This window comes from Burkholderia sp. Bp8992 (assembly GCF_003853705.1).
Classification (GTDB): Bacteria; Pseudomonadota; Gammaproteobacteria; order Burkholderiales; family Burkholderiaceae; genus Burkholderia.
On the sequence record NZ_QTQI01000016.1, the window covers coordinates 20,256 to 44,870 of the forward strand.

19 protein-coding genes and 1 pseudogene are annotated in these 24,615 nt (G+C 62.3%); 15 read left to right on the top strand and 5 right to left on the bottom strand.

Annotated features, from left to right (window positions below; translation table 11 throughout):
* Nucleotides 1–5 precede the first annotated feature (5 nt).
* From DIE03_RS22560 to DIE03_RS22585, 7 genes are read left to right on the top strand one after another with little or no spacing between them, the layout of a single operon-like run.
* Entirely contained in the window at nucleotides 6–1,238 is a 1,233-nt protein-coding gene (locus DIE03_RS22560; protein WP_124454188.1) for a Coenzyme F420 hydrogenase/dehydrogenase, beta subunit C-terminal domain, read from the top strand.
* Nucleotides 1,225–2,571, top strand: a complete 1,347-nt coding sequence (locus DIE03_RS22565) for a 3-phosphoshikimate 1-carboxyvinyltransferase (protein WP_124454190.1) — start codon at nucleotides 1,225–1,227, stop codon at nucleotides 2,569–2,571. Before DIE03_RS22560 ends, DIE03_RS22565 begins: the two co-directional genes overlap by 14 nt.
* The gene (locus DIE03_RS22570; protein ID WP_124454192.1) at nucleotides 2,568–3,590 is read left to right on the top strand and encodes an oxidoreductase; all 1,023 of its coding nucleotides are present in this window, start codon (nucleotides 2,568–2,570) and stop codon (nucleotides 3,588–3,590) included. Before DIE03_RS22565 ends, DIE03_RS22570 begins: the two co-directional genes overlap by 4 nt.
* A complete protein-coding gene (locus DIE03_RS22575; protein ID WP_124454194.1) occupies nucleotides 3,587–5,398 on the top strand; it encodes a non-ribosomal peptide synthetase in 1,812 nt (603 codons plus the stop codon). The genes DIE03_RS22570 and DIE03_RS22575 overlap by 4 nt, the downstream gene beginning before the upstream one ends.
* A 16-nt stretch (nucleotides 5,399–5,414) precedes the next feature.
* Nucleotides 5,415–6,728: a hypothetical protein gene (locus DIE03_RS38370; RefSeq protein ID WP_185658199.1), complete on the top strand. Its 1,314-nt coding sequence runs from the start codon at nucleotides 5,415–5,417 to the stop codon at nucleotides 6,726–6,728.
* On the top strand, nucleotides 6,725–7,456 hold the full coding sequence (locus tag DIE03_RS22580; protein WP_185658200.1) for a thioesterase domain-containing protein: 732 nt from the start codon (nucleotides 6,725–6,727) through the stop codon (nucleotides 7,454–7,456). Before DIE03_RS38370 ends, DIE03_RS22580 begins: the two co-directional genes overlap by 4 nt.
* Entirely contained in the window at nucleotides 7,440–8,522 is a 1,083-nt protein-coding gene (locus tag DIE03_RS22585) for a hypothetical protein (protein WP_124454198.1), read from the top strand. Before DIE03_RS22580 ends, DIE03_RS22585 begins: the two co-directional genes overlap by 17 nt.
* Nucleotides 8,523–8,688: 166 nt before the next feature.
* Here DIE03_RS22585 and DIE03_RS22590 read toward each other — a convergent pair whose 3' ends face one another.
* From DIE03_RS22590 to DIE03_RS22605, 4 genes and pseudogenes are all read right to left on the bottom strand, one after another.
* Entirely contained in the window at nucleotides 8,689–8,982 is a 294-nt protein-coding gene (locus tag DIE03_RS22590; RefSeq protein ID WP_124454467.1) for an H-NS family nucleoid-associated regulatory protein, read from the bottom strand.
* 728 nt (nucleotides 8,983–9,710) lie between these two features.
* A complete protein-coding gene (locus tag DIE03_RS22595) occupies nucleotides 9,711–10,424 on the bottom strand; it encodes a hypothetical protein (RefSeq protein WP_124454200.1) in 714 nt (237 codons plus the stop codon).
* A 525-nt stretch (nucleotides 10,425–10,949) separates the two neighbouring features.
* A complete protein-coding gene (locus tag DIE03_RS22600; protein WP_124454202.1) occupies nucleotides 10,950–11,354 on the bottom strand; it encodes a DUF2384 domain-containing protein in 405 nt (134 codons plus the stop codon).
* Between the two features lie 291 nt (nucleotides 11,355–11,645).
* A pseudogene (locus DIE03_RS22605) lies at nucleotides 11,646–11,968 on the bottom strand (TetR/AcrR family transcriptional regulator); the annotation flags it as partial.
* Between the two features lie 112 nt (nucleotides 11,969–12,080).
* On the opposite strand from DIE03_RS22605, the gene DIE03_RS22610 reads away from it, so the two are divergent.
* From DIE03_RS22610 to DIE03_RS22640, 7 genes are all read left to right on the top strand, one after another.
* Nucleotides 12,081–13,793, top strand: coding sequence for a bifunctional 3-(3-hydroxy-phenyl)propionate/3-hydroxycinnamic acid hydroxylase (locus DIE03_RS22610; RefSeq protein ID WP_124454204.1), 1,713 nt, complete (start codon nucleotides 12,081–12,083; stop codon nucleotides 13,791–13,793).
* Nucleotides 13,794–13,801: 8 nt separating this feature from the next.
* Complete coding sequence (locus DIE03_RS22615; protein WP_124454206.1) at nucleotides 13,802–14,872, top strand: VOC family protein; 1,071 nt, start codon at nucleotides 13,802–13,804, stop codon at nucleotides 14,870–14,872.
* A gap of 36 nt (nucleotides 14,873–14,908) precedes the next feature.
* Nucleotides 14,909–15,865, top strand: a complete 957-nt coding sequence (locus DIE03_RS22620; protein WP_124454208.1) for a fumarylacetoacetate hydrolase family protein — start codon at nucleotides 14,909–14,911, stop codon at nucleotides 15,863–15,865.
* A complete protein-coding gene (locus DIE03_RS22625) occupies nucleotides 15,862–17,823 on the top strand; it encodes an acyl-CoA synthetase (protein WP_124454469.1) in 1,962 nt (653 codons plus the stop codon). Before DIE03_RS22620 ends, DIE03_RS22625 begins: the two co-directional genes overlap by 4 nt.
* A 213-nt stretch (nucleotides 17,824–18,036) precedes the next feature.
* Complete coding sequence (locus DIE03_RS22630; RefSeq protein ID WP_124454210.1) at nucleotides 18,037–18,762, top strand: OmpW family protein; 726 nt, start codon at nucleotides 18,037–18,039, stop codon at nucleotides 18,760–18,762.
* Nucleotides 18,763–19,234: 472 nt separating this feature from the next.
* Entirely contained in the window at nucleotides 19,235–19,675 is a 441-nt protein-coding gene (locus DIE03_RS22635) for a DUF2844 domain-containing protein (RefSeq protein ID WP_124454471.1), read from the top strand.
* A 5-nt stretch (nucleotides 19,676–19,680) separates the two neighbouring features.
* On the top strand, nucleotides 19,681–20,928 hold the full coding sequence (locus DIE03_RS22640; protein ID WP_124454212.1) for a DUF3443 domain-containing protein: 1,248 nt from the start codon (nucleotides 19,681–19,683) through the stop codon (nucleotides 20,926–20,928).
* A 109-nt stretch (nucleotides 20,929–21,037) separates the two neighbouring features.
* On the opposite strand, the gene DIE03_RS22645 is transcribed toward DIE03_RS22640, so the two are convergent.
* Nucleotides 21,038–22,156, bottom strand: coding sequence for a LuxR C-terminal-related transcriptional regulator (locus tag DIE03_RS22645; RefSeq protein ID WP_124454214.1), 1,119 nt, complete (start codon nucleotides 22,154–22,156; stop codon nucleotides 21,038–21,040).
* Between the two features lie 237 nt (nucleotides 22,157–22,393).
* Here DIE03_RS22645 and DIE03_RS22650 point away from each other — a divergent pair, with 237 nt between their 5' ends.
* On the top strand, nucleotides 22,394–24,475 hold the full coding sequence (locus tag DIE03_RS22650) for a hypothetical protein (protein ID WP_124454216.1): 2,082 nt from the start codon (nucleotides 22,394–22,396) through the stop codon (nucleotides 24,473–24,475).
* Nucleotides 24,476–24,615: the final 140 nt, after the last annotated feature.

The following is a 24,615-nucleotide window of genomic DNA, read 5'->3' on the forward strand; positions in this document are numbered from 1 at the left end:
CTACCATGTCCATAGCCAAGCTGAAACAGGAAGTTCTTGATCCGGCGCTTTGCGCCGGTTGCGGCGCATGTGGTCTTGTCTGTCCGAAGCAGTTGATCCGCTTCGACAAAGACCGGATCACGCCGGTCCTCGACTTCCATACCGACGCGTGCGCAACATGTGACGCCCCGTGCCATGCGGTTTGCCCGGGCGCCGACCCGGCCACCGACGCCTCCGAAGAGCAATTGTTCGGTCGGCGGCGCACGGTCGACGAACGCTGGCTCGGTATCATCGGCAGCGTGTTGGGCGCATCCTCCACCTCCGAGGAGATACGTTCGCGCTCGGCGTCGGGCGGCGCGGCGACCGCGCTGCTGCTCGAAAGTCGCCGCTATCTAGACGTGAAGCACGTGTTGTCGATGGGCCGCGACGCGGCGGAAGGCTGGCGCGCAGCGCCTGTCGTGTCGAACGAGACGGCGCGCATCATTGGCAACGCACAGTCCACCTATCAGATGGCGCCGTACCTCGTGGCGCTACGCACGGTATACGAAGCGACGCCCGACGACAATGTCGCGGTGGTCGGGCTCGCCTGTCACATCCAGGCGCTGCGCAAGCTGCAGCGGCTCGATTCCGCGCTCGGTCAATGGGCACGCGAGCGCATCGTGCTGCTGATCGAGACGGCCTGTTCGTCAAACACTCTGCCTGCTGGCACGTCTGGCATCGTGTCCGACGTGCTGCGCCTGAAGCTCGATGAGGTCGTCGACGTCAAGTATCGGGAAGGCTCGTATCCGGGCAACTTCCAGACTCGCACGCGCGACGGCCGCGCGCATGTCGTCCAGTTCTGGGAGATTCTCGGCAAGCTTAAGGAGAACAAGACACACCGCTGCTTGACCTGCGGCGACTGGATGAGCGGGCTCGCTGACATCAGCGTGTCGGACGGCGACCCGAACATCTTTGATGCTAGCGTCAATGGCGCGACGGTCGCCAAGCACGCGCGGCTGATCGTGCGCACTCCGCTGGGTGGCGCGCTGATCGAGCACGCGGTCGAGCAGGGTGCGCTGGAGCGCTGGGCGATCGACATGTCCGGTTTCAACCTGGGCCTCGAGCGCAAGCGGAACCGCCGCCGCCACTACGAGCTTAGCGTGCTGCCGATCCCGAAGGGACCAGGCGCCGGCGATGCGTTCGACCGCGACAGCCTGCGTTCGGATGACGAACTGATCAACCCGGCCACCTACAAACGTCGACACAATGATCCAGTATGAAAACGAAGCGGTCAGTGGCGGCATCGCCGCCGATGCCGCCGGCTGGCGTGCGATCGACGCGCTGATCCCGCCGGACAAATCGATCAGCCACCGCGCGCTGCTGTTCGCCGCGCTCGCGCCGGAATCGGTCGCCATCCGGGGACTCAATTGCGGCAAGGCCGTCACGCTGCTGCTCGATGCGTTGCGCCAGTTGGGCGTCGACATCGCGTTCGATCCCGGCGCGCGCCGGGCGCGCGTGAACGGCTCGCTGCGCGACGCGGACTTTGCACCAGACACGACGGTCTATCTCGGACCGTCGAGCGCGGCCGCGCGTCTGCTGATGGGCGCGCTTACCGGGCTTGGCAAGCGTTGCATCGTGGATGGTGACGCCACCCTGCGCGCTCGACCGTTCGACTGGATCGTCGAGCCGCTGACGGAGATGGGTGGGCGCTTCGAATACCTCGGCGAACCCGGCGCGTTACCCATTCGCATACACGCGTCCGAGTTCACCGGTGGTCGCGTCGAAACCCGGATTGGCAGCGCGCAGGCGGTGTCCGCTGCGCTGTTCGCCGGCATCGCCGGACGGCGCACGGTTCGGGTCCGCTACCCCGTGCGTGCGCGCGACCACACGCAGGTGATGGCCGGGAGTTTCGGCGACGATGTGTCGGAAGCCGACAACGAGGTCTCCTATTCGCCGGGCGAGTTCGCCGTGCCCGCCGAACTCGCCGTCCCGAAGGATCCGTCAGCGCTCGCCTATCCGGCTGCGCTGTTCCTATTGCGTCACCGGAACGATGCGGACACAACCGTCACATTTACTAGTGTGTGTCTGAATCCGACCCGGCTGGGTTTCTTCGACTGGCTCGCGCAATGCGGCTTCGACGTGCGCACCCGTGAGACCGGGCGCTCGCTCGGCGAGGCCGTCGGCGACGTGGTTCTGCGCGGCGGCGGCGACGCCCGCGCGACGGATCTTGGATCGAAGGAGCGCTTCCACGCGATGATCGACGAAGTGCCGCTGGCGGCGGCGATCGGTTGCGTGCTGCCTGGCAACGCCGTGTTCCGCGATCTGTTTGAACTGACGTTCAAGGAAAGCGACCGCATCGCCGCAACACAAGCGATGCTTGCCACTCTCGGGCTGCGCGTCGACATCGACGGCTACGATATGCACGTGTACGGCGGCCAGACGCCGCGCCCCGGACCGGTGGTGCCGTCGTTCGGCGACCATCGTTTGTCGATGACTGCCCAAGTGCTGTTGAGCGCGCATGCGCTTGCGGCGGAGATCGAGGAAGGCCGCTGCTATCGCACCTCGTTTCCGGAATTCGGCGATTGCCTGCGGGTTCTTAAGGAGACTGCATGACCCACGCGCACTATACGCTGCTAGCAGACGGCTCTCGCGGGGTCCGGCTGCACCGCGAGAACCTGCAGCCGCTGCGCGACACGGAGGCGCTTGTCCGCGTCACGCATTCGCTCGTGAGCCCGGGAACGGAGCGGCACTATATTGCCCAACTGCGCGAACAGGGCGGCCAGCTGCCTCTCGGTTATTGCGTGATCGGCGAGGTGGTCGCGGCCGGCGCTGCCGTGCACGACGCGCGGCCCGGCGAGCGCGTCGTCGCAATGGGCTGGCAGATCGCCACGCACTCGGACTACGTTGTTGTGCCGCGCAACCTGCTGTGCCGGGCAGACAACGCGCTGCCCGCCCGGCACGCGATCCTCGCAGCGATTGGTGCAACTGCCGTGCACGCGGCGGACCGGGCCGCACTCGGCAGGGGCGACCGTGTGCTGGTTGTCGGTGTCGGGCTGGTAGGCATCCTGATGGCGATCGTCGCATCGGCGGCGGGCGCCACGGTCGCCGCGGCGGACCGGGATCGCGCCGCGCTTGAACGGGCCGCCGCGTGGACTCCGTTCGAGCTCCCGGATTCACCGCCGGCGCAGGGTAGCTGCTTCGACCGGATCTTCATCTGCGTCGATGCTGACCTCACGCCACTCTTTCCGCGCCTCGCGCCGCTGCTCGACCAGTTCGGCCGGCATCGTAGCCGGCCGAAGCTGGTCAATGTTGGACGCGTGACCGGTCGGATCGACCTGTCGCCCGCGCTCGGTAACCTGGATATCGTCAACGTGTCGCGCTGCGGTGCGGGCTACCGCAACGATGCGTATCATCACGGTCTTGCTGAGGTACCACTCGTGGACGGCGAAGCGCACGTCGACCGGAATCTCGCCCGCTGCATGGCAATACTGACGCAGGCCCCCGCACAGCTCGCCCGTCTGGTCTATCGCGAGTACTCGGTCGACGACGCGCTGTCCGCGTACAACTCGGTCGAATTCTTCCCCCCAGGCGTCAACCTTATCACGCACTACACGGGAGACGCCGCACCGTGACGGACGCCACGATCCCCGGCCTCCTCGCGCAAGTATTCCAGCGAGAGGCAGACCGCGAAGCGCTGTGGTCCGCCGCAGGCACGCTGCGCTATCGCGAATTGGACATACTGTCGGCCACGATTGCAGCCCGTCTCCGGCGCGCGGGCATTGGTCCCGGCAAGGTCGTCGGCCTTGACCTGCCGCGCTCGATCCGACAAGTCGTGTTTCTCGTCGGCATCGTGCGCGCGGGCGCGGCGTTCTGCTATCTCGATTCCCGACATCCTGACACGTGGAATCGCAGCATAGTCGAGCGCATCGGCATCCGGCACCTCGTGTCGCAAGCCACCCCCGGCTACGCGCGCGGCATCACAGCGCTCGCTCCGGATGTATTGCTGCAGCCCCTGTCAGACCCCGTCCCGCCGGCGTCGCCCGCATGCTCAGCCGACGACTGGCTGTACGTCAACTTTTCAAGTGGCACCACCGGCGCGCCGAAGATCATTCCCTGCACGCATCGAGGCGTGTTGAACTTCTGTCACGACGCCCCGCATCTCCCGCCGCTCGGTCCCGGCACGCGGCTCGCCTACAGTTCGCCGCTGACGTTCGATGCGTCGCAGTTCGAGATCTGGGCGGCGCTGCTCAACGGTGGCGGTCTGATCGTCAACGACGATTCGCCGGTCACGGCGGGCTTGCTGAGCCATTGGGTTCGGCGTGCATCGCTAACTACCCTGTGGCTTACGACCTCGCTGTTCAACACGCTGGCCGACGTCGCACCGCGCTGCTTCAATGGCATCCGCGATCTGATCGTGGGTGGCGAGGAACTGTCGCCTCGTCATGTGGCGCGCATCTATGCGGAGAACGCGTCAATCACGATCCACAACGGTTACGGTCCGACCGAGAACACGATCATGACGTGCGTCTTCCAGATCCCACGCGACTTCTCGTTCCCGGACAAGATTCCGCTCGGCCGCCCCGTGCGCGGACATGAGCTGCGCGTGCTCGACGCTAGCGGCGCGCCGTGCGCCGACGGCGAGATCGGTGAGTTGGCCATGTCCGGCCCAGGCCTGTCGCCCGGCTACATCGGTGACGACGCGCTAACGCACAAGCGGTTCCGCTACCTCGAAATCGACGGTGAGCGCGTGCGTCACTATTTGAGCGGCGATATGGTATCGCGTGACGTCGCCGGGCTTTATCACTATCACGGACGCGCCGACGATCAGCTCAAAATCCGCGGCAACCGCGTCGCGTTGTCCGACATCACGCTCGCCTACTCGTCGTGCGAGGGGCTGCGGGAATGTGTGGCGCTGGCGGTTAGGGGCGCGGGCGGCGCGTGGATCGGATTGACGTACGTGCCGGACGGTGACGATCCCGGCACGGCCATCCTCGCGGCGTTCGGGAACGCGCGACTGCCGGCGTTCATGGTGCCGGCACGTTTCATGGCGCAGGATGAGCTGCCGTTGCGCGAAAACGGCAAATTGGATGTCGTGCTGCTGCGCGCACGGTTCGAGGCGCTCGAACGCGAGGTCCGCGACGCAGTGACCGGCGACGCGGACACGTCGCTCGACGTGTTGCGGCGTCTGCTCCGCCTGCCCCGGCTGGGAATTGACGACGACTACTTCGACGCGGGCGGGGATTCACTGGGCGCGATCAGTATCGTGAGCGCGATCAACCGGCTCACGGGTGATGACAGTTTCAGCGTCGCGGACTTCTATGCGACCCCCACACTGAGCGCGCTGAGCGCGTATCTCCAGCAAGCTGGGGTCGTCGTGGAGGCGCGCGCATCCGAACCTGGGGCGGAGCCCGGGGAATACCATGTGTTTAAAATCTCATGAAAACGGAACGTCGAGCGTGGCGGCACATCCTCCTTTCCTGACGGTCGAGACGATTGCCGGACGCTACGCGGCGATCCATGGCGAGTACCACGCGGCGGCTGCGTTTGCGGCGTCGAACCGCGCTTGGCTGCGGGACAGTCCGGTGCTAGATTTCGTGCCGCTGAATAAGGCGCAGTGCTCGATGGTGTATCCGGAGCTGCTCCACGGCAACCGCACGGCGAACAATGTCACGTATCTTTTCACGCCGGACGGCGAGGCCGCGAGGCCCGGGACCCTATCGCGGCTGTGCACGGGCCTGGCCGCCCGCTTTCCAATCCTCGCCTGTCGCATCACTAATGACGCGGGCGTCTACGGCTTCGATCTTGCGGACATCCATCCACCGGAAGACTGGCCCTGGCCCGAGCATCCGGCATTCGACAGCGAGGCAGCCTGCAGCAGGTATTTCCTGCGGGCTGACCTGTCGCTCTTCGATGATCCTCTGTTCCGGCCGTTCACCTGCACGATTCGCGGCGAACCCCGCACCGGGGTGCTGCTGCACCATATCGTCGGTGACCACGTCGGGCAGATCGAATTGCTGCGGGCGCTGCGGGGGGCGCCGGCGGCGTCCGGGGATTTAGCGGAGCCCACGGAGCACACCGCCGATCTGGAATTCATCTTGACGAACCTCGCGCTCGCCGACGAGCACGAACGCGATGCGGATGCGTGCCTGCCCCACTGGTCCGATCTGAAAGCGCGGATCGCGGCGGCGCGGCAGTCGTCCGGGTCGGACTTCCCTTCGGCGGGCGCGACGGTCACTTGGCACCGGCAACGCATCACCGGCACGTCGCTCATGCCGGCCGGCGCGCACAGGCAAGCCCTGTTGCTGGCGCGCTTTAAGCGTGCGCTGACGGCCGCGTTCGGCGTGTCGCAACCGCTCGTGCACGCGCTGTTCTCGATGCGCAAATCGCGGCGAGGGACTGGCTTCAGCACCTACGTGCTGCCGCTCTTGCTCGACCACGCGCACTTCGGTGAGCATTCCGATCCCGCGCGCGCGACCGGCTATCTGCTGGCCACGCGCGCCCACGGGGCGATCGGCGCGGAAGCTGCGCTCGCGGCTGCCGGATTGCGAGCGCATGAGGTTCGCGTGCTGTTCAACCTGGTGGATATGCGCAACGATGACGACCAGGGTTTTAGCGGGCTTGTCGACGAGACCGTGCCGTCTGAATCATGCAAGAGCGATCTCGACCTGACGCTGCTGTGCACGCGCGACGCGGTCGACATCGTGGTGACCTCGCGTTTCGAACCGGCGCGAGTGGCTGCGTTCGCGCGGGCTTTCGTGGAGGACGCGTGACTAAGGCGCGCCTGCTGTTTCTGCCTGATTTCGTCGGCTATCCGATCTGTTATTTCGATCTGGAGAAAAAGCTGGCCGGGACGGTCGACGCGCATCTGATCGACTACAACGCGTTCTGGCCATACGACAGCGTGGACGAACTCGCGGCCGCAATTGTCGAGTCGGTGGTAGGGGAGCACTATCACGCGGTGGCCGGTTACTCGTTCGGCGCGCATGTGGCTGTCCGGGTCGCGAACGTGCTGTATGCGCGCGGGACGGTGTCGCATCTGCATCTGATCGATCCACCTGTGCTCGCGGAGGTCGGCGCAATTGCCCACGACGTCGAGGCCCAGCTCAAGCGCGATGCGCGGTATCGCTATGTGTTCGATCTTGCCGAGTGCGAATTGACGGATCTGGATCTCGTGTTCCGGAACGTCCGCCTGCTCGACGCATTGCCCAAGCGCTATCCGGCTACGCTGCCGTGCTCGTTGTACGTGGCTGGCGACGACCAGCGTTACATCGCGTGTGCCGACCAGTTCGCTGGTGACGGCGTGCCGATCACGCAGTTCGCGATCGCAGGAACGAATCATCGGGAGATCCTGCAATGCGCGTCGCTTGCGAGAGCGCTGGCGACGACGCATGATGCCGAGACGGCGCGTCAGGCCCGGCCCGATTCGGCCCACCCCGAAGACATGCGAGGCCTGCATAAATATCAAAATAATAGAGGGATGTATGAAGCATTGGATTGATGCAGTACGCGGGGTACTGCGACGCCCGGAGGTTCGGCTTGTAGTCGCGTTTTCCGGATTGGCGTTGGCGACGAGAATTGTCACCTATGGCTGGGGAGTCACGCTTGTAGGCACGGCATTGTTCAGTTTTATGTTGTGGGAGCTGTTCGTGGAGTGGCGACGATTCCTGCCGCCTTTTCGCAGGATGATGTTGAAGCGTGTAATGCGCATCATGAAAGCGCTACGGCCGCTGCGTAAGCTTCCCCCCGACGTCCCGGTCCTGTACGGCGCTGTCATGATGTACATGATTGCTCGTCTGATCCTGGCCACCCTGCATTGGATGCCCTTGTTCGGTTCCATGTACGAGATGTTCTGCATCGGTGTGGTGACCTCGATTGCGGCACTTCGGCACGCACATCTGATACTTGCCCGGATTGCGAAGTGGTCGTGGGGAAAGACGCTCGGAAAAGCGTTGTATGCGCTGTCGACTGCGGTATGTATCGCAGTCGGAGCTGCGCAAGCAATACGTACGACGCGACTGTTGACCCACGCAGATGCGAAGTACTTTCCGAGCTTCGTTGGTCTTCTGTCGTCCTGGTATGTAGTTCTGAACTTTGTCCGTTGCGCTGCAATTTTCCTTGCCGTGTGTGGCGCAATACTTATTCTGATCAACCTGCCGTCGCTCTTGTTGCGATCCGTGCGAGCCTGGTTCAAGTTCCTCCCGAAGGAGAGGACGAACACGGTATTCATTTGGTGGCGAAGAGTGCGCTTCGGGCGCCGCGGCGATCCGGCACTGCAAGGTCGTTACTTGCGCGACATTATTGAGCTTTTTACCCCGATGGCATTACTCGGTCTCGCGACGGTGATCGTCGCTGCACCAGAGTCGATAGCAGGCGCACGGGCTACTGCAATAATCCTCAACCAGACGCTATTTGCTATGGAGTACACCGCTGATGGCGGTTGTCCGGCAGTCGGCAACCTGCCGACCGTGCATCTTGATCGGGATTTTGTGTCGACGGGGGTGTTGGTAGGGAACCGGCTGATTACAATGCGGCAAGAGTGTCACGGCCCCGAGAAAGCCAAGTAGCGACTGGCGCTGAAGGCCTTGGGGAAAGACGGTGACTATGGAGCGGAAAACCTGGCCGTGCCGGATGCGGATGTCGGAGTTCGAGCCCAGGATGGGATTACCCGCCAGCGCAATCTACGCAAGTGTGCGATTTACCCAAGGGTCGTAGATTGAGCTGGAGCGGAGATCATTCCTGAATCAGGAAGCGATCGCGATTCTTGGCATCCTTGATCCATGCCGGCGCACGGCCTCGGCCTGACCAGGATACGCCGGTCTTGGGGTCTCGATACTTCGCATCGACGGCTGCTTTTGCGGTGCGGCCGCCTCGTTGCTTGCCGAAGATGTCCTTCTCGGTAATCCCATACTCTGCAACCTTGGCGCGGATGTCTTCTACGACAGTCTGGAATTCTGCGATACGGGCTGCCTCAGTTTGTTCTGCGAGGGCGTCCATCCTAGCTTTCAGTTCTTTGTAAGTTGCCATGCTTCCTCCTCCGCTTATGTTGCCGACGTGATAACGGTTTTGATATGAGGGAAATGAATACGCAAGATACGGAATGCGTAGCGCTATCGTACAAAGCGTATCTACTCCGAAACGCGGCAAAGCCTGCAGGCAGCAGAGCTGAGGCACCCTGAGCCTCGGCATTGATACAGCATCCGAATAGCGTGCCCATGCGAGCGCCATATCGCTATCGGTCGCATGGAGGCCAGCTTGTTGGAGGCAGTCTCGTATCCTGGCCAGATGCTCAGGAAATTCTTGAGCTACCAGGGCCTGTTCGCTCTTGCGCAACATCTTTGCCTCCTCGCGATGATGCGAACCTTATGCATGGTAGTCCATGATTGCGACGTGTTCCACTGTCCGGTCCGGCCTGCCGCCATCAGTTGAATCGTAGTGCGTTCGTCCTGCGCCGCGCTGAATTACCCGTAAGCTCCGGATTACGCGCTTGCGAGCAGTCTTGAGATTCGATCGACGCCCTTACGCGTGTTAAGGTAGACGACTGACGTAAGGGCTTGTCAGTATCCAGATGGCAAATTGCGATTGCCTCATGCCGGACTGAGTCGTTCATTCAAGAGGATGCCCTGATCTGCCAATTTTAGCTGGTAACAGTGAAAAGTGGCTGGCCACTACCGATCGCGGATTCAACCAATAGATGCAACAGCGAACTGGGTTCAAGCCAATTTCTGATATTCGGCGCAGTGCACCTTACGGCGTCAGTAGCTAAAGACCCGTTGAGGAATCTCTTTCTCCTGCAGAACGGCCTTTGCCTCGGGCGATTGGATAATGGAAGGTGAGAATTCGATTATCATAATACGTCTGTCATTCTTCGTGAGGCCTCCAGCCTGACTCGGTGTAGGGTCGTTGACCCCTTTTGGTGCGAGTACCATGTTGATTGCCGTTGAATAAGTACCCTCGTTACTGGGAAGAAGTGGTGTCAACTTCGTCAAGTAATTAAGAATGAAATTGCGTACATCAATGTGAGCCAGACCGCCAGGCGGCAATGCGTTCGTCAGATCGAGCCGAGTAGCGTAGTAAGGAAGCGAATCAATTCGACTCGCCGGATCCGAGAGTGAGTAAGTGAGTCCACCGATGCCGATTACTTCAATTTCCAACGCGTCGACGGGCTTTTTCCCGGCGTTCTCGACCGTGACGATCGTCTTTAGATCTTCCTTGAGACCCTTCGCATCAGTAAAGTCAAACTTGAAGGTGGCACTGCCATCTGTCTCTGCGAACTCAACTATTGCCGGTTCGCGCGCGACGCCCAGCGATATATCATTTGCCTGACGCGCGGTCTTCAACGCTTCAGTCGCGATGCTGTTGGTCGTATTTACACCAGTGGTGGCGGTGTACAACGCAACCCCGCTGATGATCAGACTGGTTGTCGCTGCCAATGCGGAAACCATTTCCCAGGTTACCTTCAAAGTCATAGGATATTCCTGCAAATTGAGTTTCGAGAATCGGACCGGGAGGGTGAAGCGAGAAGAAACCCGCTCAATCGGTCGTGTATGCGAGCGTATCTCAGCGCGCCTCAAATGGCTACAATTCCGTTGAAATTTAATCAAAATCTGTCGTTGCTCTACTCGCGCTGAGCATGCTTTTGTCAACGCATCTGCGATGCGATGTCGAATGATCGCGCCGATATCTGCCAGAAACAGGCGCCTATCACGACGCAGTCCCAATTGTGTGCCACATCCGATATGGGAGCGAGAAAAACCGTTCGTGGTGCGTGCGAATCCAAAATGCACAATTTTTGAGTGAACATACGGTTAAGCGAGCGAGAAAAAGAAAATGCCCGTGGATCGAGCGGGCATTTGAAGAGGCGGGGCAGGAAACTTACCGCGGACCACGTCCAGACTAGTAAGCCCCGCTCCCTGTTTTCTGTCGCTGAACATAGGTCAGCTTTAATCTGAGAGTAGCCGCTATTTTTCAGACCCGCAACAGTGCTTCTCGCCTTACCCCGCTGCACCTGCCTCGAGCGAAACGACGTAGCGAAGTACGTCGTCAACGCGTCCTTCCGACACTAGCTGTTCAGCAGTCTTGTAGTCGAAAGCAGGCAACGGTTCATTGCGATACCAGAAGAGTGTGCGCTGTATGTCCCCGGAGATATCGTTTGCAGCCCGGATGATCCGGATCGCTTCCCGAAGATACTTTTGCACACTTTCGGAGCCAGCCAAACGGCTCACCGTATTGCGATGCACATGGGCCAGCCTTGCGAGTGTTTGCATATCGATATGCAGGGCGGCCGCGAAGCGTCGCGCCGAGACGATTGGCGCGACGCTTTCCGAGTCCCTCAAAGATGCCATGAACAGGTCGAAATCGAGGGGCGGCGTCGAGTTTGGGGCTAGATCGTGGTTCATGGCAGATTACCCGAAGCACACTATCTGCACATTTATAGCACAAAGAGTACCGACTGCACTGGTCGCCGAAACCCTTATCCATGGCGCTCTTGGTCGCCAAGGTCGGTCGAGACACCTTCGCAGGGCCGCGACATTCCCAAGGACGACTTTTCTGAGAATTCCCGGGGCCACGGACATCATTTCTGAGACGAGAGGCATGTAGATTTCTCAAAAAAGATGTCCAAGTCCTTGATCTGTCTAGGGGGCCAAAGACACTTTTTCTGAGAGCCCACAACTGTTGGCTCTCAGAAAAGGTGCCTGCGATGCGGTCCAGGGCATCCGCGAACGCCTCGAACACGATTTCCAAAACCGCAGCATGAATCGCTCCTTTCGATTCGACGTGGTTATAGAACGAGCCGAACCCCAACGTCCGCGGCGTCCGTCATTTCATTGATCGCGACGCCTTCCATCCCCTTTTGTGCCATGAGCACAAAGGCGACATCCAGCAGGCGCGCCTGCGTCTCGCGCTTTCGGCGCGCGCCTCGAGGCTCGCGAACCTCGGGGCTCGACGGCGCTTGCTCGTTCGAGATGGCCGGCGGAGGTGTTCTGCTGCGACCGGAGGAAGCGTTGGGCATCGGCGTGCGCCTGGGTTCGGTGTTTGAGTATACGTTCGAACGTCAAAATTGACAAAAACATCAAGTATGATTTTAATGTCACCAAGGCGGCCTGCAGTGGCCAGTCTCAAGAATTGGAGACAGAACGGTGACGGAGACAAAACTGACGTACGAGTCGGGCGTCCATGACAGCAACGACAACGCGGGCTGCGCCGGCGGCCGCGACTTGCCGTCGGATGTAGACGTGCTTGTCGTGGGCTGCGGCCCCGTCGGCGCGGCGGTCGGCGCGCTTCTTGGCCGGGAAGGCGTGCGCGTGCTGGTCGTCGACAGGGCGGCGGAGATCTTCATGGCGCCGCGTGCGATCGCGCTCGACAACGACGCGCTTCGCATCCTGCAGTACGTCGGGGTGAACGAAGCCGATCTCGATACGGTGGCGATTCCGTACGTCCGGATGCGCTCGCCCTGGTTCGGCGAGTTCGGGCGCATCAATACGCTCGGAAGCATCGATGGCCATCCAAAGCTCGTGACGTTCTATCAACCGGACCTCGAGCGATGCTTGCGTGCGCGACTGACCGCGCACCGCACCGCCCGAATGGCGCTCGGTGTGACGCTCGTCTCGCTCGACGAGAACGCCGATCACGTCGCCGCCACGCTCGACAGCGGGCAGGGCGCGCGGCACGTCGTGCGCGCCCGCTACGTCGTCGGTGCCGACGGTGCCAGCTCGATCGTGCGCCAGTTGATCGGACAGGATTTCAAGGGCAAGACGTTCGCGGAAGACTGGCTGATCGTCGACGCGCGAAACGTGCGTCGACCCATCGACCATGTCGAGTTCATCTGTGACCACCGGCGGCCGACGCCTCATATGACTGCCCCCGGTGGGCGCGAGCGTTGGGAGTTCATGCTCCACCCCGACGAGACGCGAGAGGAGATGGAATCCGACGAACGCATCCGCGAACTGCTCGCGCCGTGGGGCGGCATCAAGGACATGGTGATCGAACGCAAGGCCGTGTACCGATTTCATGCCCGAACCGTCACGACGTTCAGCAAGGGACGCGTCTTTCTCGCAGGCGACGCCGCCCATATCACGCCGCCGTTCGTCGGCCAGGGGCTCGTCGCCGGTCTGCGTGATGCCGCGAATCTCGGCTGGAAACTGGCGTGGGTCGTCAAAGGCTACGCAACCCCGAAAATTCTCGAGTCCTACGATCGGGAACGCCGACCTCACGCCAAGGCGATGATCGGCGTCGCGAAATTCATGGGGAAACTCGTGATGCCGCGCAATGCCGGGATCGCGTTGTTCACGCATGGCCTGATGCGATTGACGCGGCTCGTTCCGCCGCTACGGAATCACTTCGACGAACTCGGCATCAAGCCGAAGAATGCATTCCGGAGAGGTCTGTTCGTCCCCGGCCATTCGTCCACGCGGCTCGTGCGCGGAGCAGCCCTTCCGCAGGGATGGCTGCGCAAGCACGATGGGGCGATCCGCCTGAGCGACGACGTGTTCGGTAGCGGTCTCGCGTTGATCGGATTCGGACGGGATCCGGGCGTCGAGCTCGACGCCGGCGCGCGAGCCGCGCTGATTGCGGCGGGCGGCATCGTGGTGCAGGTCGTGCACCGCGGGCAGCGCCTTCATCGCATCGAGAACGACGGATGGGAGGACCTGAACGGTACGTTCATGCCGGGTGTCGTGCGGTTTGGCTGGGCGGCCGTGATTCGGCCGGACAAAACGGTCCTGCACGAGGGCCCGGTGGCCGACTCGACCCGCCTCGTTCTCGAATCCCTGCAATTGCTTGGTGCGCGCACCACCTTGTCGCCGCTAGCCGGTCACATTGCCCAGCCGACTGCCTGAGGCCCCCCATGAAGCTCATGACTGCACAACCCGCACGAAATCCCCGGCCGACGACGAAGGCCCGGGCGCTTTCCTATTTGATGTTCGAGCGTCCCGATCTGGAACGGGCCGAACGATTTCTCAACGATTTCGGTTTGCGAACGGTATCCCGTGACGGCGAATATCTGTTCCTCCGCGGCACGGCCGGCACACCGTTCTGCTACGTCGTCCGGCGGGCCGAAAAAAACCGCTTCGTCGGCTTCGGGCTTGAAGTTGACGACATCGACGCACTGCGCAAGCTTGCCCATGTACCGGGCGCGTCGAACGTGGAGCCGTCACCGTGGCCCGGCGGCGGGCATCGCGTCACGCTGGTCGATCCATCGGGTTTTCGTGTCGACGCAGTCGCGGGACAAGCACGTGCCGGCGCCCTGCCGCACCGGTCGGCGTTGCCGTTCAACTCGCCCGATGCCGTCGTTCGTGTGAACGATACCCAGCGTCCGCCGCTGGAGGCGCCGGAAGTGATTCGCCTCGGTCATGTCGTGCTCGAACTCGCCGATTTCCAGGCGACCTGCGCGTGGTACACGTCTCACTTCGGCTTCATCCCGAGCGACGTTCAGGTGTTGCCGGATGGATCGCCCGCCGTCGCGTTCCTGCGACTCGATCGCGGGGCGACACCCGCGGATCACCATACCCTGGCATTGGCACAGGGATTCGCGGCGCTGTACAGCCACTCGGCATTCGAGCTGGTCGACGCGGACGCCGTGGGGATCGGGCAGCGTGTGCTGAGCGAAAAAGGATGGAGGCACGCATGGGGGATCGGTCGTCACATTCTCGGCAGCCAGGTCTTCGACTATTGGCAGGACCCTTGGGGCGACAAGCACGAACACTATTGCGACGGGGACATGTTCACGGCAGACGTGGCGACGGGCATCCACGAAGTCAGCCGTGAAGCGATGTCGCAGTGGGGCCCCCGGATGCCGCGCAGCTTCACCAAACCGAAGATCACCGCGGCAAGCATCGCAGCGCTCATCCGAAACCTCCGGGCCAGTCCGGACGTCACGTTCGCGAAGCTGCGCACGCTCGCGAAGCTGTTTGCGTGACCTTCATCTTCACTCAGACCTGTTCGAGGCATCTTCATGGCATTGCACGTCTTGCACTACCGGCATCAGGGGCGCGCCCAATGGGGCGTGGTGACGAATGGCCGGATCACGCCGATACCGGGCGACTACCCGACGACCGGCGAATTCGTGCGAGCGCATCGGATCGATGAACTCGCCGCGCTCGGCGGAGAAACGATTCCCGAGTCGGATGTCGAGTGGCTGTCGCCGGTCACGCGCAATCAACAGTTCGTTTGCCAGGGCGCCAACTATCGCCAGCACATGATCGAGTCCGGCATGAATCCGGACGCCAAGTCATTCAACATGATCTTCACGAAGGCGACCAGCTGCATCGTCGCCGCCGATTCCGACGTCCTCCGGCCGCACCATGTGCAGTTTCTGGACTACGAGATCGAACTGGGGCTCGTGCTTCGCCGCGATATCACGTCCCGGCAAGCCATCACGGACACGAACCTGCACGAGTACGTGGCCGGCCTCGTGATCGTCAACGACTATTCCGCACGCGATATCCAGATTCCCCAAATGCAGTTCTACAAGGGGAAGAGCTATCGAACGTTCGGACCGGTAGGGCCGTATCTGTGCCTGCTGGAGGCAAGCGATATCGCGCGGCTGCGCGCGCTGACACTGACATTGACCGTGAACGGTGAAGTGCGGCAGAGCGATTCGACCGGGAATCTCGTGTACGGTCCGGCCGAAACGCTCACCGAACTGTCGGGCGTTCAGGATCTGAGCGCCGGCGACTTGCTTGCAACGGGCACGCCGTCCGGATGCGCACTCAGCATTCCATCGCCGGCGAAGCAACGGATTGCCGCGTTGCTGCCCGAGCACATGACGTGGCGGATCTTCGCGAAGGTTCAGGCCGCGCGCCCGCAGTACCTGAAGGCCGGGGATCTGGTCGAATCACGCATCCGGAGCAAGGACGGGGCGATCGACCTCGGTGTGCAACGCAACCGAATCGTGGACGAGCTCGCATGAACGCCATCGCAACCGAAGCGGACGTGCTGCGGATCGAAAACCAGGGGCCGCCCGCCGACCTCCCGGCCAGCACCTACGAGATGATCGGCCGTGGTGCGGCGATCGACCCGAGCGCGCCGGCCTTGTCATTTTTCCTGCGCGCCGACGATCATCGCAAGCCATTGCGCTGGACCTATTCGGAGCTCCTGCGAGATATAAATCGGACTGCGAACATGTTTTCGCGCCTCGGCATCGATCGCCACTCGGTGGTCGCCTACGTGCTGCCGAACTTGCCGGAGACGCATTTCGTCATCTGGGGAGGCGAAGCGGCCGGGATCGTATGCGCGATCAATCCGTTGCTGGAGGGGCCGGCAATCGCATCGCTGCTCAAGGCTGCAAACGCGAAAGTGCTGGTGACGCTGGCACCCTTTCCGGGAACGGATATCTGGTCGAAGGTCCAGCCCGTCCTGAGCCAGGTGCCGTCGCTGCGAAGCCTCGTCCTGGTCGACCTGGCCGGGCGTGTGCAGGGATGGCGCCGAATGGCGGCACGCGTGATGCAGCGTCGCGAATGCAAACGGTTGCACGGGCGCGCGGGTGTGCGCGGCGCCGTTCCGCGCCACATCGCGATCCACGATTTCGACGATGCGATGTCGCGTGAATCCGGCGATTCGCTGCTGATCCCACGGCGTTTCGAAGCCGACGACGTATCGTCCTACTTCTGCACGGGCGGCACGACGGGTTTGCCGAAAATCGCGATTCGCCGGCACGGCAACGAGGTGGCCAATGCCTGGAGCGTCGGGCAGGTCGTCGGTGCCGGGATGGGCCCGGGGAAGACCGTTTTCTGCGGACTCCCGCTGTTCCATGTCAATGCGGTGCTGGCAACCGGCCTGGTACCGTTCTCGCGAGGCGCACATGTGGTGCTGGGTACGCCGCAGGGCTATCGCGGCGACGGCGTCGTCAAACGATTCTGGGAAATCGTCGAGCAACACAGGATCAATTTCTTCAGCGCGGTGCCGACCTTGTATTCGGCGTTGCTCGACGTGCCCGTCGACGGCTGGAATATCGACTCGCTCGAATATGGGCTCTGCGGCGCCGCGCCGATGCCCGTGGAAGTATTCCGCACGTTCCAGGATCGCACCGGGGTCCGGATCCTCGAAGGTTACGGGCTCACCGAGGGCGCATGCGTCAGCAGTGTCAATCCGCCGGGCGGCGAACGGCGCCTCGGTTCGATCGGTTTGCGCATCCCCGGCCAGATGATGAAGGCGGTGATACTCGACGACGCCGGCCGCTACGTGCGCGATTGCGTCGAGAACGAAGTCGGCCTGCTGACGATTTCCGGGCCGAACGTTTTCGCGGGCTATCTTCAGGAAGACCAGAACAAGAGCCTGTGGCTCGATCTTGGCGACGGCCGGCAGTGGCTCAACACCGGCGATCTCGCGCGACGCGATGCGCAGGGCTACTTCTGGCTCACGGGCCGCCGCAAGGAGCTCATCATCCGGGGCGGTCACAACATCGATCCGGCGACGATCGAAGAACCGCTGCATCGCCACCCGGCCGTGCAGATCGCTGCGGCAATCGGACGTCCCGACGTGCATGCAGGCGAGCTGCCGGTCGCCTACGTGCAGTTGAAAGCTGGCGCAACTGCAACGGAGACGGAGCTCGACACATTCATACGCAGCTCGATCGGCGAGCGTGCTGCGATACCGAAGCGGATTCATATCATCGATGCGATGCCGCTCACGGCGGTCGGCAAGATCTTCAAGCCCGAACTCAAACGACGGGAGACGCTCGACGCGCTGATCGCTGCGCTGAAGGATGCCGGCGTCGAGGGTGCCCGAGTGAGCATGGCGGACGACCCGTCGCGCGGGCTCGCCTTGCATGTGGCGCTGAGCGATCACGCACAGACAGCGAAGACCAATGCGGTGATGGGCCGCTTCCCGTTTGCCTTTTCAACTTCGGTCGAACCCGAACATCAGTGATTGCCGATTCTCGGAATGTTTTAAGTTGAAGTAGGCAAATAATTTTGGAATCCGAAGTTAAAGAAATGAGGTTTTGATTGACGAGGAAGAACCCGACGCTTTGAGCGTCGTGCTTCATACGCGCAGGAACAGCCCGCGAGCCACGCCTGGCGCACGGGGATGAAGGCAGGTTTCACGATTCTTGAACACCGACACCAAAATCTGGAGACAATCATGAAACGAATCAGCGCAGGAATCGTCGTACTGGTCGCGGCCATCTCTGGCGCGCATGCGCAATCAGCCGGTCAGTGGGTAGTCAATGCCGGCTGGTCCCACTTTGCGCCGCAGGGGTCGGCGGATCCGCTGACCGTCAATGCGCTCGGCCAGTCGCAAGTGATGACCGGCAGCGGTGCGGACATCGCAAGCGGTGATACGTTCGGACTTACCGCGACCTACTTCGTGACCGATCACATCGCGGCGACGACGGTCATGGGTTTTCCGCCGACATGGCACTTGAGCGGCTCAGGTACGCTCAGCGGTTTCGGTGAACTGGGGACCGCTCGGGCCTGGAGTCCCGCGATCATCTTCAACTACTACTTCGGCGAGCCGAATGCGCGGTTCAGGCCGTATCTGGGCGCCGGTGTCACCTATACGTGGTTCAGCAACGTCAAGCTCAGCAATCCCGTTTCCACCGGGCAGATCTTTTTTTCGCCAACTGTCGGTACGGCGCTCGAGGGACCGACATCCGTGTCACTCAGGAAATCCTTTGCGCCCGTCGTCAACGGCGGCCTGACCTACAACATCGATTCTCACTGGTCGATCAACGCGTCGGTAGCGTATTCGTGGGTATCGACGCGCGCGACGCTGACTACCCGGTCATCCGTCGGCACGGTCACGAGCACCACCAAGTTCCGGGTCAACCCGATCGTGACGTTCCTTTCGGTCGGATACCGCTTCTGAACCGCATCGACCAGGACACGGCGCACGCATGTTTCTGCCGGCGCTCGAGTGCGCCGTGACGATCGCCGTCGAGCCTCGGCGGCGATCGGTTCGTTCGCGGACGTTTTCGTGATCCTTGCTTGCAACGTGCGCCGAGTACGGTCGGAACATGAAGGACTGCTAAACCGAACGAAGAATATGACCAACGTGGTGCGGATGATGAATGTGACATCGACGCGACGAAACGCTCGAGCACGTGCTCGACTAATTCAAATGACAAAAATATCAATAATGAATTTAATGTCACGCAATGTCGTGCCCAGCCTCTACGAGGGGCACTGGGTTACCGGTCCAGGCGTCGAGGGTTGCTTGATTCCTGTGGAGCGAACTTGCAGCGGAGGCGTTCCGAACCGTTTCACGCTGGCGTTACCCCCGGGAGGGAGATTTGAAGTCGATTCGCTGTATATACGCCGCGCTCATCGCGGGATTGGCAATGCCACATGCACATGCCGAACTGGGCGGCGCACCGATATCGCTGTCCGCCGCCGATCATGCCGCGAAAGTGCGTGTGATGCGGCCTGCGAATCGAGCGGCCGCTGGCCTCGCGGCGAATCCAGCCGCTTACATCATCCGTGAATCCACGCTCGAATCTGGAACCGTGATTCGCGAATACACGTCGGGCGACGGAATCGTCTTCGGCATAGCGTGGCAAGGGCCGACGATCCCCGATCTCGCGTCGCTGCTCGGCGGTTATCTTCGCGACTACAGCGCAGGCGTGGAAGCGGCGCATGCACTGCGTGGCTGGCGTACGCCGGTATCCGTTTCGACGAGCAAGCTCGTGATCAGGACAGGAGGACACATGGGGGCCTTTTCCGGACAAGCCTGGTTGCCGCCTGCGCTTCCGTCCGGGCTGACCGGCAACGATATCCTGTAACTCCCATGAAAATGATCATGAGCATTTTTCGTACTGTCGTACGATGGTTCAGCATAGACAGCCTGATGATCGTCTCGACAGCTTTCCTCGTTGCGTGCGGCGGCGGCGATTCAGGTTCCGGCGAAACGGGTGTCAGCAGTTCCGGGACATCGGACGGCAACACCGGGAATACCGCCATCATCACGGTCGCGCGAGGTGTTGCACGCGTCATCAACATTCCGACCGTCAACATCAAGATTTGCGCGCCCGGGACGTCACGCTGCCAGGTTGTGTCCAATGTGCTCGTCGACACTGCATCATATGGCTTGCGGATCGCACGTGATGCAATTCCAGGCGTCGTCGACAGCCTGCCTAAAACGACCACAAGCGACGGATCGACACTTTCCGAATGCGGCCAGTTCGTTTCGAGCTACACGTGGGGCACGGTTCGAACGATTGACCTTTCCATCGGCGATGAACGTGCGAGCTCCTTGCCGGTGCAGATCATCGGCGATCTCGGAACGGACAACGTGCCGAGTTCCTGTACAAACGGGAATAAAGCGGTGAGCTCGGCCACTGGTCTGGGTGCAAACGGCATTCTTGGAATTGGTCCGGCGCCCTATGATTGCGGCGCAACCTGTGTGAAGGTCGCATCTTTGAGCAACTACTACTCGTGCGCGGACGGAAACGCGAGCTGCGTACAAGTCACCGTCCCGCTATCGCAGCAGATCAGCAATCCTGTCGGTCAGTTTGCCGCGGACAACAACGGCGTGATCGTGAAAATGCCGCAGATTTCGGCAGACGGTCAGGAAAGCGCGACGGGCTCGTTGATCTTTGGCATCGGCACTCGAGGCAACAATGCATTCGGTGCCACCACGAAGCTGGTGTCGACGACGACGGGCGATGTGCCGGGGGCGTTTCTTTCCAGAAAGGTCACCGCGTTCTTCGATACTGGATCAAACGCGAATTTCTTCGAGGACTCGTCGCAGATTACGTGTTCAAAGAACACGCAATTCTATTGCCCGTCAACGACGACCACCTATGCCGCAACGCTGGTTGGGCTCGACGGCACAGTGAGCATGATTTCCATGCCCGTTGCGAATGCGGATACGTTGTTCTCGAGAAGTTCGACCTATGCATTCAATGACGTCGCGGGCCACTTCGGATCGTCCCCCTGGCTCGATCTCGGACTGCCATACTTTTTCGGTCGGACGATCTATTTTGGCCTCGATCGTTCGGCGACAGGCGGGTCCGCGCCTTACATCGCATACTGATGCTTCCGAGAATTTTCGCGGCCGGGAACATCTTTTCCGAGACGAGTGGCATGGGGCTTTCTCGGAAAAGATATCCGAAATCTTGACGACCGTTCGTCCCTTCGACGTATCAATCCGTGCGCTTCTGTTGCGGGAGCACCCAAAGCATCCGTCCGACCGCTTCGGCCTGGTTCCGCGAATGGGTCTTTTCATAGATCGCCCGCAATTGGGTGCGCACCGTCGCCAGCGACACACCCGCGCTCGCAGCACATTCATCAGGCGTCTTGCCATTGATCAACGCCTCGGCCACCGCCGCTTCGGCGCTCGACAAGCCGAACGACTGCCGCAACTGTTGTGCGACGACGAGCGGGGCGGCGCTGCGTCGCCTGACCGTGATCAGCATCGTCGCATCGCCGAACGTCGCATGGAGCGCCTGTCCGGACAGCGCCGCGATGCCGAGAAAAACTTCATGCGCCGCCACCAGCGTGCCGGAAAGCGCAAGGCACTCGCTCTTGCGGGTCTTCGCGACACGCGTCAACGCTGCCTTGAGTGCATCGTTCTGCGGCGCGCTCGTCGCGCTCAGGTATCCGTTCTCGAGCCTGAGGCAGGTGGTGGCGCGCAGCATCGACTCTGCCGCCCGGTTGACGAAGACGACGCGCGCGTGCCTGTCCAGCGCAAAGACGGAAAGGCCCAACTCCTCCATCAGTTCGGTGCCGAGGGTGGCGTCGCGATGCAGCACGCGCGCGTCTCGCCACAGGTTGATCGAGCGTTGCAGATGCCCGGCCATACCGGTCAGGGTCGCGCGTTCTTCCGGCGAATACGGCGCGCGGCCGCGCGCTCGCAGTAACCCGAGAAGAATGTTGTCGCTGCCGGGGCGCGCGAAGCGGATCCCCATCAGGTAGCGAAATCCCGACGGAATCTGAAAGTCCTGGAAGAACTCGCTGCGTTCGACGTCGCGGTCGGTGAGGTGATCCTGGCAGCAAACGAATTCGCCGAGCCGTGCGTTCTCGACGAAGCCGCGGCGCGGATCGAGCGCACCGTAATACTGGTCGTAAAGGGCGATGATCTCGTCGAACTCCGCGCGCGGCGAATAGATCGAGAATTGCGGGGCATTGCGCGCGGCGTCCCAACTGAACATGTGAAAGACGTTTGCGCCGAGCGATTCGGAGACCCGATGAAAAACTTCGAGAAAACCGTCCGGCTGCAGCGCGGCCTCATAGAGGTCCCCGATGAGTTGGTCCCGTTCCATGCTTCCCCCGTCGCTTCGCGATCTTCGTATGTGGTTTTTGTCTGACGATATTGCTTCGAATACCGTATTTTTTTCAGGCTAACACAGGTTGTTTGCGTTTCACCCCGTGTTATTTCCCGATTTTCATCCACCTGAATGATGATCGCGAAAATCGGCTTTGCGAGAATCCTCGCCATCCAGCGTGCATGAGCGGTGCATATGACACGCATTAACCAGAAGGATGTCGGGGGAAACGCAATGAAACTCACGCCTGTCGTATCCGGTATTGCAGCGCTCGTCCTGTCGGCTTGCGGCGGTAGCGACAGTTCTTCGCCGCCGCCCGGGCAACCTGCGGCTCAGACGGTCAGCGGGGTCGCGGCGGCCGGCGCGGCGATGCAGGCCGCCACCGTGAAACTGGTCGATGCGACCGGCAAGACGGTCGACTGCCCGGCCGACGCGTCAACCGGCGCGTTTCATTGCGCAGTGTCCGGCCTGAGCGCGCCTTTTGCGTTGTCCGCATACGGCAACGTCGCCGATTCGCAGGCCACGCTGATCGCGCTCAGCGCCACGGCCGGCACGCAGACGATCAACATCACGCCGATCACGAACGCGATCGCCGCCACGATCGTCGGCGACAATCCGACGAAGCTGCTGACCGACACCGGTTTGCTGAAAAGCAAGGTCACGGGCCAGGCTGTTGCCGGCACGGTGCAGGCTTATTCGACGGCGCTGGCCGACCTGCTGGCCGCCACCGGCAATACGGGCGTCGACCTGATTTCTGGCCCGCTGACAGCCGGTGCACCGGGGCTCGACCGGTTGCTGGACCAGGTGAAGATCAACGTGCTGCCGGACGGCGGCGTGCAGATCAGCTCGGTGGCGGGCGCGTCCAGCGATACGCCGGTGCAGCTTCAGCTCGCGCCCGGCGTCGCGCCGCAGGCGAGCGACAAGGCCAGCCTGCCGGCTGCCGCGACGATCAATGGCACGGTCGTGTCGAACCTGCCGAGCGCCAGTGATCTGGCGGCATTGCAGCGTGCGCTCAACCAGTGTTTCGCCGGTTCGACGGGCGCCGCGCGCACGGGTGGCAGCGTATCGGCGTGCGGCCAGATCTTCGTCGACGATGTCGCGTCCGGCGCGCTGAATGCAGGCGTGCCCGCCGCGTATCTGAACAACGGGATGTCGGTCGACCGGGAATTCGGTGCGCCGGCCGGCGGCACGCCGGGCATCGTGGCCGACGATGCGATGAACAACGCCAGCTTCAGCTTGCCGGAAGTCATCCGCGTCGTCGCCAGCGACACGATGTGGGTCAAGCTCGCGTGGACGCGCAGCGACGGCATTCGCGACGGCATGCAGCAACATGTGCAGCTCGCGGTGCGGCCGGGCAGTCTCGCAAACGGCGATACCGGCTGGCGCGTGGTCGGCAATCAGCGCGCGGTATTGAGCAAGGTCAACGCGAACGCGCAAAAGTGGGACTGGTTGAATCCGGCCAATCCGTCGACGGGCACCGACGCGTTCGTCGATTCGCTGAACCTGCAGGTGGGTGCCGTCGACGCGGCTGGCACCGCGGTGGACTTCGCGATCGTCAACGGCCCCGGCTTGCGCAACGGCGTGTTCCTCCAGCCGTCGAGCGGCACCTGCGACACGCTGAATATCCGTGCGCAGATTGCAAGCGGGCAGACGCCGGCGCAGCTCGCCGCACTGGCGAAGAGTGCGCAGTGTCGCAACAACTTCCGCCTGGCCGGCGTCGCGCAGGACCCGGCGAACCAGGGCCTGTTCACGTGGCCCGGCGACGCGCCGCGCAACAACACCGCGTGGGCGAAGCCGCAGCTGAGCGCCGCCGAGCTGGCCGACATCAAGCCATTCAGCGCTTATACGATCGACGTCTACCAGAACGGCAACACATCGACGCCGGCCAGGCACTACACGGTGCGGGTGCGTACGCCGTCGCCGTCGCCCGATGCGCTGCGCCAGTACGCGTGGCACGATCTCGCGCAGTCCACGCGCGACAAGCTGACGCCGGGCGCCGCCGGCACGTTCGCGGGCGGCGCGACCTTCCCGCTGGGCTGGACGTCGAAAGCGGGGCTGCCGTTCGTCAAGCGCGGCAACGTGCAGATTCGCGCAACCGCGACCGGGCAGACAGTCGCGACGTTCGTCAACGGTACTGCGTCGGCGCCGCCGGTCCAGCCGGGTGCGGCGGTGACGCTCAACGTGCCGGGCGATCAGGGCGTCGCGTTCCCGTCGGTGGCCGGCTGGGCCGGCGCCACGGACTTCTCGTTCGTGAGCCTGACCTGGTCCGATTCGATCGACACGGTCTTCACCGAGTCCTTCGAGTACGACCGGTAACGAACAGCCGGGCCGATGCGTCCGGCGAACACGCGGCCGGCGGGAGGATTCACGATCCCGTCGGCGCGTTCCCGCGCGCCGGCCCGGCGTGACGGGAAGGCCCATCCGTGTGCACGCATGGCATGGACGGGTATCGAGAG